Annotated in this window: 15 protein-coding genes; 9 read left to right on the forward strand and 6 right to left on the reverse strand. The window is 42.8% G+C overall.

Annotated features, from left to right (window positions below; all coding sequences use genetic code 11):
- Window positions 1-71 precede the first annotated feature (71 nt).
- The 4 genes from CXF80_RS05530 to CXF80_RS05540 all read right to left on the reverse strand — a co-directional run bounded on the left by CXF80_RS05530 (window position 72) and on the right by CXF80_RS05540 (window position 4,136).
- Window positions 72-1,997, reverse strand: a complete 1,926-nt coding sequence (locus tag CXF80_RS05530) for an ATP-dependent DNA helicase (protein ID WP_101031939.1) — start codon at window positions 1,995-1,997, stop codon at window positions 72-74.
- A gap of 478 nt (window positions 1,998-2,475) precedes the next feature.
- The gene (locus CXF80_RS20055; protein WP_157822186.1) at window positions 2,476-2,682 is read right to left on the reverse strand and encodes a hypothetical protein; all 207 of its coding nucleotides are present in this window, start codon (window positions 2,680-2,682) and stop codon (window positions 2,476-2,478) included.
- Between the two features lie 185 nt (window positions 2,683-2,867).
- A complete protein-coding gene (locus CXF80_RS05535) occupies window positions 2,868-3,098 on the reverse strand; it encodes a thioredoxin family protein (RefSeq protein ID WP_101031940.1) in 231 nt (76 codons plus the stop codon).
- Window positions 3,099-3,122: 24 nt separating this feature from the next.
- Window positions 3,123-4,136 (reverse strand): permease, encoded by a 1,014-nt coding sequence (locus tag CXF80_RS05540; protein ID WP_101034681.1) that lies wholly within the window; start codon window positions 4,134-4,136, stop codon window positions 3,123-3,125.
- Window positions 4,137-4,565: 429 nt separating this feature from the next.
- On the opposite strand from CXF80_RS05540, the gene CXF80_RS05545 reads away from it, so the two are divergent.
- Window positions 4,566-5,117, forward strand: coding sequence for a DUF1569 domain-containing protein (locus tag CXF80_RS05545; protein WP_101031941.1), 552 nt, complete (start codon window positions 4,566-4,568; stop codon window positions 5,115-5,117).
- Window positions 5,118-5,318: 201 nt separating this feature from the next.
- Here CXF80_RS05545 and CXF80_RS05550 read toward each other — a convergent pair whose 3' ends face one another.
- Both CXF80_RS05550 and CXF80_RS05555 read right to left on the reverse strand, forming a co-directional pair.
- Window positions 5,319-5,720, reverse strand: coding sequence for a Fis family transcriptional regulator (locus CXF80_RS05550; protein WP_101031942.1), 402 nt, complete (start codon window positions 5,718-5,720; stop codon window positions 5,319-5,321).
- Between the two features lie 416 nt (window positions 5,721-6,136).
- Window positions 6,137-7,006: a sensor domain-containing diguanylate cyclase gene (locus tag CXF80_RS05555; RefSeq protein ID WP_101031943.1), complete on the reverse strand. Its 870-nt coding sequence runs from the start codon at window positions 7,004-7,006 to the stop codon at window positions 6,137-6,139.
- Window positions 7,007-7,908: 902 nt separating this feature from the next.
- On the opposite strand from CXF80_RS05555, the gene hisG reads away from it, so the two are divergent.
- From hisG to hisIE, 8 genes are all read left to right on the forward strand, one after another.
- Complete coding sequence (gene hisG / locus CXF80_RS05560) at window positions 7,909-8,808, forward strand: ATP phosphoribosyltransferase (protein WP_101031944.1); 900 nt, start codon at window positions 7,909-7,911, stop codon at window positions 8,806-8,808.
- Window positions 8,809-8,813: 5 nt separating this feature from the next.
- Window positions 8,814-10,103 (forward strand): histidinol dehydrogenase, encoded by a 1,290-nt coding sequence (hisD, locus tag CXF80_RS05565; protein ID WP_101031945.1) that lies wholly within the window; start codon window positions 8,814-8,816, stop codon window positions 10,101-10,103.
- Window positions 10,104-10,182: 79 nt separating this feature from the next.
- Complete coding sequence (gene hisC / locus CXF80_RS05570; protein ID WP_101031946.1) at window positions 10,183-11,280, forward strand: histidinol-phosphate transaminase; 1,098 nt, start codon at window positions 10,183-10,185, stop codon at window positions 11,278-11,280.
- Window positions 11,281-11,367: 87 nt separating this feature from the next.
- Window positions 11,368-12,435 carry a bifunctional histidinol-phosphatase/imidazoleglycerol-phosphate dehydratase HisB gene (gene hisB / locus CXF80_RS05575; protein ID WP_101031947.1) on the forward strand — a complete coding sequence of 356 codons (1,068 nt, stop codon included), beginning with the start codon at window positions 11,368-11,370 and terminating at the stop codon, window positions 12,433-12,435.
- A 9-nt stretch (window positions 12,436-12,444) separates the two neighbouring features.
- A complete protein-coding gene (hisH, locus tag CXF80_RS05580) occupies window positions 12,445-13,119 on the forward strand; it encodes an imidazole glycerol phosphate synthase subunit HisH (protein ID WP_198554734.1) in 675 nt (224 codons plus the stop codon).
- Complete coding sequence (hisA, locus tag CXF80_RS05585; protein ID WP_101031948.1) at window positions 13,116-13,853, forward strand: 1-(5-phosphoribosyl)-5-[(5-phosphoribosylamino)methylideneamino]imidazole-4-carboxamide isomerase; 738 nt, start codon at window positions 13,116-13,118, stop codon at window positions 13,851-13,853. Before hisH ends, hisA begins: the two co-directional genes overlap by 4 nt.
- Window positions 13,835-14,608 (forward strand): imidazole glycerol phosphate synthase subunit HisF, encoded by a 774-nt coding sequence (gene hisF, locus CXF80_RS05590; protein ID WP_101031949.1) that lies wholly within the window; start codon window positions 13,835-13,837, stop codon window positions 14,606-14,608. Before hisA ends, hisF begins: the two co-directional genes overlap by 19 nt.
- 24 nt (window positions 14,609-14,632) lie before the next feature.
- Window positions 14,633-15,283 carry a bifunctional phosphoribosyl-AMP cyclohydrolase/phosphoribosyl-ATP diphosphatase HisIE gene (gene hisIE, locus CXF80_RS05595; protein ID WP_101031950.1) on the forward strand — a complete coding sequence of 217 codons (651 nt, stop codon included), beginning with the start codon at window positions 14,633-14,635 and terminating at the stop codon, window positions 15,281-15,283.
- Window positions 15,284-15,304 lie beyond the last annotated feature (21 nt).

Genomic DNA, 15,304 nt, shown 5'->3' on the forward strand with positions numbered 1-15,304 from the left:
TTTGATGGGTTACTCGGTAATCACGACAAATAAGCCCATTATGATAACTGATGGGCGATGTTTTAAAAAGCTTAAGGGATCTGTTTTAAAAATTGCAGTGCGTGCTCTAAGTCGCGAGTTCGCTGCATTGGCGGCAATGAATTAATAAACGCTTGCCCATATGCGCGATTCACAATTCGATTATCACACAAGATAAGCACACCACGATCTTTTTCATCACGGATTAATCTCCCTACGCCCTGCTTTAAACTGATCACCGCTTGCGGCAATGAAATAGTGGCAAAAGGATCGAGTCCTTGACGCTCAGCATTAGCCGCTCGAGCCTTGTATAATGCGTCATCCGGAGACACAAACGGTAATTTATCAATAATCACACAACTGAGTAATTTACCGCGAACATCCACTCCTTCCCAGAAACTGCTGGTTCCCAACAACACCGCATTACCGAGTTGTCGAAATTTATTCAATAAACTTTGTTTACTGGCCTGCCCTTGCACTAAAAGCGGATACTTGACTTTACCTTGCAACATTACGGCGACTTGTTGCAGCATATGATGACTGGTAAATAAAATAAATGTCCGTCCTTGTGCGGCATTAATGGCTTGAACACACACATCAACCAGTTGTTTTGCTGAATGTTGCGACTGCCCCACCTTGCCTAAATGACGAGGTACGCAAAATACGGCTTGATTGGGATAGTCAAATGGACTGTCTAAAATGAGTTGCTTTGAGTCAGCCAAGCCTAACTCTTTAGCAAAATGCGCTAAGCTGCGATTCACTTGCAATGTCGCGGAAGTAAATATCCAACGCGTATCCTTAACAAACAATTGCTGACATTGTTTGGCGACATTAATCGGGCTCATGCGAAGCATAATAAACCGAGGGCCAAGTTCTACGCTGTAAGCCGCTTGCAGGTCTTGGCACTCAAAATAATGACGTAATGTCTCAGCCAGCGCCTGTAATTGCTCAAAGGCAATATCGAGTTGATCATCTCGACCCAGATGATATTGCATATTATTGGCTAAATCGACAAGCGCCTGGTGTAAGCTCCAAGATGTACTAGCAAGTGTTTTATGGGCAAGCACTTTGCGCCAATCAGAGACTTGATGTTCAAACATCAAGTTGTGCCATTCACTGAGGGAAATTAAGCCACGCTGAGCCAGTTGTTCAAGTTGAATGCTGTCGCGGATCACTTCTTTATGCAGTTTGATCACCGCATTGAGTCGTTTATCAATTTCGCGACTTGAAATGTGGCTGCCAAAGTAACTGATACAGATATCAGGCACTAAATGGGCTTCATCAAAGATGACAACATCTGGGTCTGGCAATAACTCCGCAAAACCAGAGTCCTTCAATAACCGGTCTGCAAAAAATAAATGATGATTGACCACTACCACTTTAGCGTCCATAGCTTTAATGCGTGCTTTACGGGTAAAACACACATCATAATGATCACATTTTTTACCGGTACAACTTTCTTTGGTGCTGACGACGGTGGGGATCACTTCAGAATGTTCAGCCACCGAGGTTAAATTGCCGATATCGCCATCTTTACTTAAATGTGCCCACTGGTTAATTTTTAATAAATCATCAATGTAATATTCAGTAAACTTATTGGCCATTTGCATCTGTTTTTCAAGGCGTAATTGGCATAAATAATTATTACGCCCTTTGAGTAATGCAACAGGGACATGAATATCAAGCATGGTTAATAATGCAGGTAAGTCTTTGAGAAATAACTGTTCTTGAAGATTTTTACTGCCAGTACTGATGACCACTTGCTTACCGCTGAGCAAGGCAGGGATTAAATACGCGAAGGTTTTCCCCACGCCCGTACCCGCCTCTAAAATCAGATTATGCTTTTTAGCAATAGCCTCACTCACCGCAACCGCCATATCTGTTTGGGTTTGGCGATTGTGATAATGATGTACATGTCTTGCTAACGCACCGCGCTCGCTAAATTCGTGGGTAACGGATTGGGTAAGTGTCGAGCTCAAAGCATCCTCAAATTATCGCGCTAATGCTGATGTGATATGGTTTGGGCTATTATGCTTATAACAGCTTCATCTTCCAACTACTTATCGTCAAAAGTACAAAAGGATGTCGATGTAACAGCAATGACGACTGGATTCAATGATTGTAAACCGAGCATTAAAAAATGCTGGCACCTGTGTGACTCAGCATTTATTCAAGCAACATAAAGAGATCATTGCTTTATGGTTATTGGGGGAAACTCGTTGGGAAAGATTATTTGGCTGGCATTCTCAAAGGAGAGTTGAAACACCCTTTTGGGGTCTGTCGCTTTACGTTTCCCCTTCATACTGATGACTTTTCCTGCTGGCAATTAACCAAATAAATCAAACGAGAATGTCCAATCCGTCACCTTATGATCACTAGTAAAACGCCCGATGACAATCAACTGAGACGCGGTATCAGGATTGTGATGACCGTCGCCCAATGAAAACATAAGTCCTTTTATGGGCGTAAGCCTTTATTATCCTTTAATTGCACCTTTGCTAATGTTTGAGTCATGATTTCAACGCGATGATGGTTAAATTCAGCAATCGATGATGCCATTAATGTCATCATCGACATGATCACATGCACTGAGGGTGCATTAACATTACAATAAAAGCCTGTCGGCGACTTATTCGTCCACCCTTTTATTATTTCAAATGGCACTCGATTGCGAAGGATCCGAACTAATGACCCTTAAGCTTTTAGATAAACATGAGGAAAGAAACGTTACTGGCAAGATTTCAATGTCTCTGTCCGCTAGAGTCAATAACAATCTAGCACAATGCCAAAGAGGCTATCGGCTTATTTACTGCCAATAGCCCCAAGCAACTTATCGCTACAGAGGCAAATTATATCCACTCGGCTATTTGATCTTTAGTGGGTTTACTGCCTTTATGAACCACTTTTTCATCTACCACCACCGCTGGCGTGCTCATAACGTCATAAGCCATAATTTGCGCCATCTCGGTCACTTTTTCGATTTTGATTGCTACACCCTTTTCATCTGCAACGGCTTGGACCAATTCGGCAGTTTCAAGGCATTTTTTACAACCAGAGCCTAATACTTTAATGATTTTCATTTTTATTCCTTAATAATTAATTTTTTAAATTGAAGATGACAAGGTTGGCGCTAGTGCATTAAAAATCCAACCGACCAGTGTAAACGCGACTAATAAAAGACAGAATAATATCGCCAGTAAGCGCCATTGCATAACTTGTTTTAGCAAAATAAACTCAGGAAAACTTGCCGCCACTGTGCTCATACAAAATGCCAATGTGGTGCCTATAGGTAGACCATTGATAATCAGGCTTTCCATCACAGGAATAACCCCTGTCGCATTGGAATAAAGAGGAATACCCAGCAACACAGCGGCAGGAACAGACCACCATTGTCCGTCACCCAAATGCGCCGCTATCCAACCGTCGGGAACAAAACCATGTAATGCAGCACCTAAACCGACACCAATAATGACCCATTTCCATACCCGGCCAAAAATATCCAGCATCTCAGTTTTGGCAAATTGATGCCTTTGTGGCAAAGACAAGGGTTCTGCACTGACGCCATCATCAACCTTATCTACGCCGCCCTTTTGTTGACCACGTTTTAACGCTTCTGCCGCAAACGATTGCAACCAACGTTCCGCTTTAATCGTGTCAAGAAATAACCCTCCTAACATGCCCACACTCATGCCGACGGCGACGTACAAAAGAGTAAACTTTATCCCCAATAAACTCATCAGCAGTAATATTGCCACTTCGTTGATTAAGGGCGAAGTGATCAAAAAACTCATGGTGATCCCCAAAGGGATCCCCGCAGACGTGAAGCCTAAAAACACCGGAATACTCGAACAGGAACAAAATGGGGTGACGACACCAAATCCAGCTCCCATCAAGTAACCTACACCTCGATGTTTACCGGCTAAATAATCCCTGACTCGCTCCACATTTAACGACGCCCGCATTAGGGCAATGAGATAAATCATCACTAAGAGCAATGCAAAAATTTTAGTGACATCTTCGACAAAGAAATGCAGCGCATCACCGAGCTTTGTCTCTGCCGACAAGCCCAATACACTGTAAATAAGCCAAGATGCCAAATCAGAAAAGATTTGAAACATAAATAAAATACTCAAGAAATCGCTTAAGCTTAAGATAACTGATTTTTCAGATAAAATTTAAGACATAGATCTCGATTTTATCGAGACTGCATTAATGATCAACTCAGCTCACCCAATTTCAGTTAATGAGGCATTACTGAGTAAACCTAACCACATTAGTATTTGCGAACAAATAACCGTGAGCGCTAAACAGCGATATGCAAAGCTGAAACAGAAATGGATCAAATTTCATTTCCTGATATGCCAATGAATAGCAACGTATTAGTTAGGCTACAGATCGTTATAAAAGATCATGAGCAGCTTGTCGTTGTTATACTTATTGAAATAAGATTGAATATTTTATAAAAATGTATCGACAACAAAGATCCTAATTGGGTTGTCTTAAACGTCAATAATGCACATGCAACTATCAAAAATTGAGGCTAAACAATGCAACGTAGACAATTTTTAAAAGTGGGTGTAGCGAGCGCAGCCATCGGCTTAGGGGGGGCGAGTGTGATGTGGTTAAACCAAGGCAAGGATACTAAGCTACTTAATTTAAACGCATTGTTATCGATCCTGAATAAAATGTCATTATTACCACCAGAGCAATTAGCAAGCCTAAGTACTGGCCAATGGAACACTGCCCAGGTATTCAGCCACTGTGCCCAAAGTGTTGAGTTTTCGATGACCGGGTTTCCGCAACATAAATCTGCCGTATTTAAGCACACGGTTGGCACACTAGCGTTTGCGGTTTTTGCCACTAAAGGGGCGATGTCGCATAGCTTAAGTGAATCTATTCCCGCGGCACCAATACTAGATGAACATGTCGACGTTAACGTCGCCTTGAACCGTTTGATACAATCCTTAGGTGATTTTCAGCAATATGAGGGTGAACTCAAGCCACACTTTGCTTATGGCCCATTAACTAAATCAGAATACGAACTTGCCCATGTATTACATTTTTATAATCACCAGCAAACTTTTACCCAAGTCATTTAGTCGTTAATCTTTGCTTGGGATAATAAACGGTTATCAAACAGCCTTTCCCTGTTAATTATCTTGTATTGACTTACGAACAAAACCAATGCCAACTTTGATATAATATTAGGTGTAATAGTCTGATTTTAAATTACTTATTCCATCTCACATCTCGAGCTGATATTCGTTAATTTAGAACGAGATAAGTTTTAGCTGGTTAAATCAGCCTCCACGCGACAATGAGCGCAGCTTAGAGCGACCATTGTTTACCATGCTATTAGTTTCACTTAACCGCAACGCCCAATTACCTTGATGTTGCTGCTCGCAGGCTGTTTCGGTATCAAAGCTAACATGCTGATTGATGTCTTTGAGGTCAATATCGTATTGAGCAAGGGTGCCTTGAATTAAGCTTAACAATATCGCTTTATCACCGCGTTGATTAAATTGCATTAGCTGTGATTCAGTATCAAATATGCAAATAATCCGTAAACCTTTAGGAAATATAGCATAATCAACTATATGGGTAATCCACGCAAAACCTGGATAGGCCGCTATTGCATGTTGGCATACAGAGGTTAATCCCTCTCTTAATTGGTTGTCTCTTTTTTTGTCTATTTTACGCATACTAAAAATATTCTTCCTAAGTCAGTATAACTAACCTCATCTCGGGGTAATAAGCGGTTATCAAACAGCCTTTTGTTTCTCTATCTGCCTTATATTAATGTTTAATAGGCCAGCTATTGACGCGGCAATACGCCTTGATAGCAACACAAAAGACCAGCTTGATATTGATGACTTAACGATAGACTGATTTTTATCCGTCTATCCCATCTCTATATCCCGAGTTGAGGCTAAGCTAATAAATCATCTTGTTAAAACATATTCAGCGCATTGTTTTTATGCAGATAAAATATCGGAAACAATGACACTACTTAACCTTATTATCTCAATCGGGGTTAATTATAACCCACTATTTTACTAGCAAGAGCATTGTTCAAGTTTTAGACAATGGCTAAGCAATAAAACGACTTAAGATTATCTCAACTTGCATTGACTCGATTTCCGCCAGCATTTTTTGCTCTATACATTGCTTGATCTGCATGTTGAATTAATTGCTGCTCATCATCACCGTTTTCAGGGTAACGAGCAACGCCAATACTCGGTGACAGTTGCAAATTAAGACTGTCAAACTGATAAGGTTTCTCAAGCTCAGCACGTATGTTTTCAGCAATAACAAGCACATCATCAAATAAATCAATTCCATTTAACACAACTAGAAACTCATCCCCACCAAAGCGCCCAACCGTATCCGATTTACGGACACAATCGCGTAAACGTTGAGCTATATTCTTGAGTAGCTTGTCACCGACAAGATGACCATAACTATCATTTACATGCTTAAACCCATCAATATCGATAAATAACAAGGAAAGATCAGTGCCTTCGCGGCGCGCTAATCCAAGTGAAGTTTGCAAGCGCCCAAACAATAATGTCCTGTTCGGCAATTCTGTTAATGGATCATGTCCTGATATGTAATGCAGTTGCCGTTCCATTTGCTTGCGTTCAGTAATATCGTGAGCAATCGCAATTCTAAATTGATGATACTCTGACCATCGGGCAGACCAAAGAATGTCGACGATTTCTCCATCCTTGCGGACCCAGCGATTTTCAAACCGAGGTTGAAGTTTCCCACTCATTAGTGTGTCGACAACGTTAAGCGTTCTTATGCCATCCTCGGGATAAACAAAGCCAATCATTGGTTTGCCTATAACTTCGTCAGGAGAATATCCAAAAATGTCTTCAAACGCAGCACTGACAAACACAAAACAGCCTTTTCTATCAACGACACAAACTGCATCAAGCATTAAATCCATAACATCTCTAAGCGCCACTAAGTCAATGGTCTTCATACAGTGCATACCTCGAGAAGTTAGATTTAATGTTAAAGGCTAATATATGCCAGCTTATAAGCAGAGTAAAATAAACTCAACGACTTATGGGAATATCATTTATTCATATCGATGAGAAAAGGCCTGAGAAGTAACCTTGTATTGGTTATAGTGTAGTTTATCCATTGAATGAACAAACAGAACAAGTGATTTATTCTATTAGCATTCTGCTCACAACCATAAAAACATCGCCTACAGCCAAAGCGAAGCTAGAACAAGTCATACTGATGCGGATCGAGCGTTCAGCCTTACAAAGGAAATAACCGATGCAGCGATGTCATTATACTTTGTTATTCAAACCGTTAATGTTTAGGATCAATGTGATAGGTGTGCAGCCATCGAACAAATTAAATGCTTCAGTGGTAAGAAAAAATATTACATTAACATTTAAGCCAAGGTACCATTCACCTTACAGGGTATAATTTATCCGTAATCACGACCATGTTGTCGGTTTTATTGAGCATAAAAAAATAACAAGGCATAACTTATGCCATAAATATGCTCATTAAATAATATAAATGCTTTATCCACGCTTGCAAACTAGCATAAATGCGGTTAAATTAATGGCAAGTCGATACACACGACATTCAATGAGAGTATAAATCCTCATTAAAACTGATTAAATAAGATTACATAAAGAGAATTACCATGAACATCCAAGTGACTACAATGCACCATCATCACCATATGCGGTAGCCTTCGGATGCTAACTGCCGAAGGACGATATCCTTCTGGTGGTGAACAATATTTCACATAAACCCCTGGAAGGAATTTCAGGGGTTTTTTGTTGTTCTAAATTTATATTTTTATTTAAGCTGTTAAATTTACACTATTTTATAGTTAATACATTAAGGAAGTATCACATGAGTGAATCAAAGCGTTTACGTATTGCCATCCAGAAATCAGGCCGTTTATCAAAAGAGTCTCAACAGTTACTGAAAAGCTGTGGCGTTAAATTTAACGTTAATGAGCAACGCCTGATTGCCCACGCTGACAACATGCCAATCGACTTATTACGTGTTCGTGATGATGATATTCCAGGCTTGGTAATGGATGGTGTTGTTGACCTCGGGATTATCGGTGAGAACGTACTAGAAGAAGAGCAAATTGAGCGCCAACTAGCAAACAAACCCGCTGAATGTACTAAATTACGTGAATTAGATTTTGGTTCGTGCCGTCTATCATTAGCGGTACCCAATGAGTTTAAATACCAAGATGCTAACTCACTTGAAGGTCTGCGTATCGCCACCTCTTACCCCAACTTACTGCGCCGCTTTATGCAAGAAAAAGGCATTAACTACAGCGACTGTATGTTAAAAGGTTCAGTTGAAGTAGCACCACGAGCTGGATTATCTGACGGCATTTGTGATTTAGTGTCGACCGGAGCCACCCTTGAAGCTAACGGCTTGTATGAAACAGAAGTGATTTACCGCTCAAAGGCTTGCATCATTCAATCAAGTAAAACTCAATCTACTGAAAAACAGGCACTCATCACCAAGATCTTATCGCGTATTAATGGCGTTATCCGTGCCCGTGAAAGTAAATACATCTTATTACACGCACCAATTGAAACCTTAGATCAAATCGTGGCCCTTCTCCCCGGTGCAGAAAACCCAACAGTATTACCACTCAATGACGACACTAATCGTGTTGCCATTCACGCAGTGAGTACAGAGGATTTATTCTGGGACACAATGGAAGAGCTAACGGCATTAGGTGCCAGCTCAATTCTAGTCATGCCTATTGAAAAAATGATGGGGTAACACAAATGCAAATTCTCGATTGGGCTTCTTTATCGACCAAGCAGCAACGACAAACCTTAGCACGGTCGCCATTGATTGGTGATGCCAGTGTAGAGCAAGGTGTTCGCGACATTATTGAGCAAGTTAACGCTCAAGGTGATAGCGCGTTATTGGCTTATAACAAAAAATTTGACGGTGTTGAACTGACAGAGTTAGCGTTATCAACTGACGCTATTGCCGCCGCTTGTGCGCGAGTGGGTGACGACGTTAAGCAAGCTGTAGCGCAAGCAGTCAATAACATTGAAACCTTTCACAAGGCGCAAGTGTTTCAGGGTGTAGATATTGAAACTCAAGCGGGAATTCGTTGCGAGCTTAGAAGTGAACCTATCGAGCGTGTCGGCTTATATATTCCTGGCGGCACAGCACCATTAATCTCAACGGTAATGATGCTCGCCCTGCCAGCAAGAATAGCCGGCTGTGGCAAACGCGTATTGGTCAGCCCACCGCCAATTAATGATGCGATTATTTATGCAGCCAATGTGTGCGGCATTACCGATATTTTCCAAGTCGGCGGCGCCCAAGCTATTGCGGCAATGGCGTTTGGTACTGAATCAGTACCAAACGTAGACAAAATATTTGGTCCAGGTAATCGCTATGTGACCGAAGCCAAGCGCTTAGTGTCACAAGACAGCCGTGTTAGCGTGTCTATTGACATGCCAGCAGGCCCGTCTGAAGTGCTAGTGATTGCCGACAAAGATGCTAATCCTGCTTTTGTGGCGTCCGATTTACTGTCGCAAGCTGAACACGGCGTTGATTCACAAGTGATGTTAGTCACTGACTCATTAACTCTTGCCGAAGATGTAAACCAAGCCTTAATTGAACAATTAGCCCAATTGAGTCGTAAAGACATCGCCGCGCAAGCACTAGAATGCAGCCGCAGTATTATTGTCAGTGATATGGGTCAAGCCACCAAGGTGTCTAACTTATATGGTCCAGAGCATTTAATTATTCAAACTGCAGCGCCTCGTGAAGTACTGAAACATGTGCGCGGTGCGGGGTCTGTGTTTTTAGGGGCTTACACACCAGAATCTGTCGGTGATTATGCCAGTGGCACCAACCACGTGTTGCCGACATATGGTTATAGCCGTTCGGTATCCAGCTTGTCATTGGCCGATTTTAGCCGCCGCTTTACGGTGCAAGAACTCAGCAAGCAAGGACTACAATCCTTAGGCCAAAGTGTGATGGTATTAGCTGAAAATGAACTGTTAGATGCGCATAAAAATGCTATAGCCATTCGTTTAGCCAGTTTGCAGTAGTTGTTATTGTCTAAGCTTTGATCTAGAACAGAAGTGATGAATTAACACCTTTATAGCGAAGAAAGTAGAGAACACAGCCATGAGTCAGACCCAAGTAGCGCCTTTTGATCCAAACACGTTGGCCAGACCCGAGTTACTTACGTTAACACCGTATCAAAGTGCCAGACGTATCGGCGGCAGAGGGGATATTTGGATCAATGCCAACGAGTCGCCATTTAATAATAGCCCGCTTGATAAAGTGAATCGTTACCCAGAATGCCAGCCACCTGAACTCATCAATGCTTACAGCCGGTATTCAGGCGTAAAAGCAAGTAACATTATTGCCAGTCGTGGCGCTGATGAAGCGATTGAATTACTGATCCGCACCTTTTGTATTCCAGGTGTCGACACCATTGCTTGTTTTGGACCGACTTACGGCATGTACTCCATTAGCGCGGCGACCTTTAATGTTGGCGTCAACGCACTAAGCTTAACGGATAACTATCAGTTACCTCAAAATTGGCCAGCACAAATCGGCAATGCCAAAATTGTGTTTATTTGTAACCCAAATAACCCAACTGGCACTGTGATAGCGAAAGACAAAATTGAACAAGCAATTCAAGCGGCGCCAAATTCAATTGTGGTGGTAGACGAAGCCTATATTGAATTTTGCCCTGACTACAGCGTGGCCGATTTACTGGGTAAGTACCCTAACCTTGTCGTGCTGCGCACTCTATCAAAAGCGTTTGCCTTAGCGGGCGCCCGTTGTGGTTTTATGCTTGCCAGTGATGACATTATCGATTTAGTGATGCGAGTCATCGCCCCTTATCCGGTGCCATTGCCAGTATCAGACCTTGCGATAAAAGCCTTAAGCCCAGCGGGTATCGACACTATGCAAGCCCAAGTGGCTAGCTTAGTTGAGCAAGGAAAACGCTTAAGCAATGCACTTACAGCCTATGGCGCCAAGGTGTTACCGGCAAACGGTAACTATGTGCTGGCTAAATTTGCCGATGTCAGCGCTGCCGCTAAACGCTTAAGTGATTCAGGTGTAGTCGCCCGCGCCTATAAAGATCCGCGTCTTGCTGATGCCATTCGCTTTAGCTTTACCAATGAACAACAAACAAATTTAATTATCTCTTTGTTTACAAAAAACCTATCTGAGTCGGTAGCAGAAGTGGGCCAAAAGTCGCTTCGATAGATAACCTGATGAACAGATTGATAGCCACATAGATTAACATTAATAGATTAAAACGAATAAAATTACACCCTATTGAAGGCATTGAACATGAAACAGAACATATTATTCATCGACCGTGATGGCACTTTAGTTGAAGAGCCGGCAATCGATAAACAACTCGATAGTTTGGCTAAATTGGTGTTTGAGCCACAAGTGATCCCAGCGCTGCTTAAATTACAAAATGCGGGTTTTCGCTTGGTGATGGTCAGCAATCAAGACGGTTTGGGTACCGATTCATTTCCAAAAGCTGACTTTGATGCTCCGCACAATATGATGATGCAAATATTTGCAAGCCAAGGGGTGAAGTTTGACGATGTGGTGATTTGCCCGCACTTTAATGATGAAAATTGCAGCTGCCGCAAACCGAAACTGGGCTTAGTAAAAGACTACCTGACTCAAGGCAAAGTGGACTTTACCACTTCAGCGGTGATTGGCGATCGCGAAACCGACGTTGAGCTTGCCAATGCTATGGGTATTAAAAGCTATAAATACAATCGTCAAACGCTGAATTGGGATGACATTGCTAATGTATTGCTTAGCAAAGGCCGTATTGCAACTGTGGTACGCACCACCAAAGAAACAGACATCAAAGTCACCATTGACCTAGACAGTCAAACTAAGGGTAAGATTGAAACTGGCATTGGCTTTTTTGACCACATGTTAGATCAAATTCAAACCCACGGTAATTTTAAAATGGACGTGCACGTTGATGGCGATTTAGACATCGACGATCACCACAGCGTGGAAGACACCGCCCTAGCCATTGGTGATGCTATTCGCCAAGCATTAGGCGACAAGCGCGGCATCGCTCGTTTCGGTTTTAGCTTGCCTATGGATGAAGCCAGCGGCGAATGCCTAATGGACATTTCAGGTCGCCCATTTATTAAATTTAATGCTGATTTTGAGCGTGAAATGGTCGGCGAGATGGCCATTGAGATGGTGCCACACTTTTTCCGCTCGTTTGCCGATGGCCTGCGCTGCACCTTACACATTGGCTCCAAAGGCGATAACGATCACCACAAAGTAGAAGCACTGTTTAAGGTACTCGGTCGTACGCTTCGCCAAGCGGTGAAGGTCGAAGGTGACATACTGCCATCAAGCAAAGGCGTGCTGTAAGGAGTTCATATGACAGAACTATCGGTTTCATCAAGCACTTCTACTACGGCTTCTACCAGCATGGCCAATGACCTTACCGTTATTATAGATACCGGCTGCGCCAATTTAAGCTCAGTACGGTTTGCCTTTGAGCGTCTTAACGCTAATGTCATTGTCAGTGCTGACTTTGATGTTATTCGCAGCGCGGCACGAGTGGTATTGCCAGGTGTTGGCACCGCAGGTGCGGCCATGGACGCCTTAAAACAAAAAAACTTAGTCGAGCTGATTAAAAGCTTAACTCAACCTGTGATGGGCGTGTGTCTTGGCATGCAAATGCTGGCATCGTTATCAAATGAACATGGCGGTCGCAGCGAGCAAAGTATCACTTGCTTAGGCCTAGTACCCACTGACATTGGCGACTTAGACAGCAAAGGCTTGCCTTTACCTCACATGGGCTGGAATCAAATTGAGGTCAGCGATCATCCTTTGTTTGTTGGGATAGAAAATGGCAGCTACGTGTATTTTGTTCACAGCTACCGCGCGCCAATCAGTGAATACACTTTAGCCCGCAGCACCTATGGCGAATCATTCAGTGCCGCTATTGGTAAAGGTAACTTTTTTGGGGTGCAATTCCACCCAGAAAAGAGTGCCAAAGTGGGTGCAAAGATTTTACAAAACTTTTTAAATATGGGGACACCACAGTGATTATTCCTGCCATTGATTTAATTGACGGCCAAGTGGTGCGTTTATACCAAGGTGACTACGACAAGCAAACCACCTTTGACTTAAGCCCATTGGCGCAATTGCAGTCTTATCAAGCCCAAGGGGCAAAATTGTTGCATATTGTTGACTTAACTGGCGCTAAAGATCCTAATAAACGTCAAACTAAGTTAATAAGTGAGTTAGCTGCAGGACTTGAAGTGGATATTCAAGTCGGCGGCGGTATTCGCACCGAAGAGCAAGTTATCGAGCTGCTCAATATTGGCGTCACGCGGGTGGTGATTGGATCCTTAGCGGTTAAAGAGCCTGAACTGGTTAAAAGCTGGCTAAACAAATACGGCCCTGAGGCAATTTGTTTAGCGCTAGATGTCAACATTAACGACGCCGGTGAAAAAATCGTTGCGGTATCGGGTTGGCAGTCTGGTGGCGGTAAGTCACTAGAATCACTGGTGGCTGAATTTGAAACTGTCGGCCTTAAACATGCTTTAGTGACCGATATTAGCCGTGATGGCACCCTAACTGGCGCTAACACTGAACTCTATACTGAACTTGCTTCCACGTATCCTGACATCCTTTGGCAAGCCTCTGGTGGTATTGCAACCCTGGATAACGTAGCTGCTGTGCGCGACAGTAAAGCATCGGGCATTATTATCGGCAAAGCACTGCTAATTAACCAATTTACCGTTAAGGAGGCAATCCAATGTTGGCCAAACGCATAGTTCCTTGTCTTGATGTACGCGAAGGTAAAGTGGTTAAAGGAATACAATTTCGCAATCACGAAATTGTCGGTGACATAGTGCCGCTGGCGGCTCGTTACGCCCTTGAAGGTGCTGATGAATTAGTATTTTATGACATTACTGCCAGTGCTCACGATCGGGTGATTGATAAATCTTGGATCAGCCGCGTCGCGGAGCAAATTGATATCCCCTTTTGCGTCGCCGGTGGCATTAAAACCATCGAACAAGCACGTGAAAAATTGGCTTTTGGTGCCGATAAAATCTCGATAAACTCGCCAGCATTAAGTGACCCTAGCTTGATATCCCGTTTGCAAGACGAGTTTGGCCGCCAATGTATCGTTATTGGTATTGATTCATTTTATGATGCTGCCAGTGACAGCTATAAAGTCAAACAGTTTACCGGTGATCAAGCCGCCACTAAAGACACCCAATGGTATACTCAAGATTGGGTTGAAGAAGTGCAAAAGCGTGGCTGTGGTGAAATAGTACTTAACGTCATGAACCAAGACGGCGTGCGCGGCGGTTACGATATCAAGCAATTAAGCATGGTTAGGGCAATATGCGATGTACCGTTAATTGCTTCTGGCGGTGCTGGCACCATGGCGCACTTCAAAGAAGTGTTCGAACTTGCCAAGGTCGACGCTGCATTAGCGGCAAGCGTATTCCATAAAGGCATTATTGATATTGGTGAACTCAAGCAATATCTGCACGCCAATAGCATCGCAATTCGTTTATAATTTTGCAAAAAAAAGAGAACACCTATGACTGATATTGTATTTGATAGCACAAGCGTGGACTGGGACAAACAACAAGGCGCTACTTCGGGATTAGTTCCAGCGGTCGTGCAGCATCACCTGACCGGTAAAGTGCTTATGCTAGGTTACATGGATAAAGCCGCCTTAGCCAAAACCTTAGCCACTAACCAAGTCACCTTTTTTAGCCGCTCAAAACAGCGTTTGTGGACCAAAGGCGAAACCTCTGGCAACACACTTGATTTAATTGCTATCGATAAAGACTGCGATAATGACAGCTTTTTAGTACAAGTTATTCCTAACGGCCCGACTTGCCATACCGGCACAGAAAGCTGCTGGCCAGATGGCAACGCCCATCCTTTTATCGATAACCTGACTAAGCTGATTATTTCACGTAAAGGTCAAAGTGCTGATTCAAGCTACACAGCATCATTATTTGAACGTGGTACAAAGCGTATTGCGCAAAAAGTCGGTGAAGAAGGCCTTGAAACCGCCCTTGCTGCAGCCACCCATGATAAAGAAGAGTTGGTCAATGAAGCGTCTGATTTAATGTATCACTTAATTGTGTTACTTGAAGATCAAGGCTTGTCGATGGCAGACATCAATAAAAACTTATTAGATCGTCACACCAAAGCCAACAAATCTGACACGAATAAGTAACGCTTTAGCTGGTTAAATTAA

Source organism: Shewanella sp. Actino-trap-3, from assembly GCF_002836275.1.
Classification (GTDB): domain Bacteria; phylum Pseudomonadota; class Gammaproteobacteria; order Enterobacterales; family Shewanellaceae; genus Shewanella; species Shewanella psychromarinicola.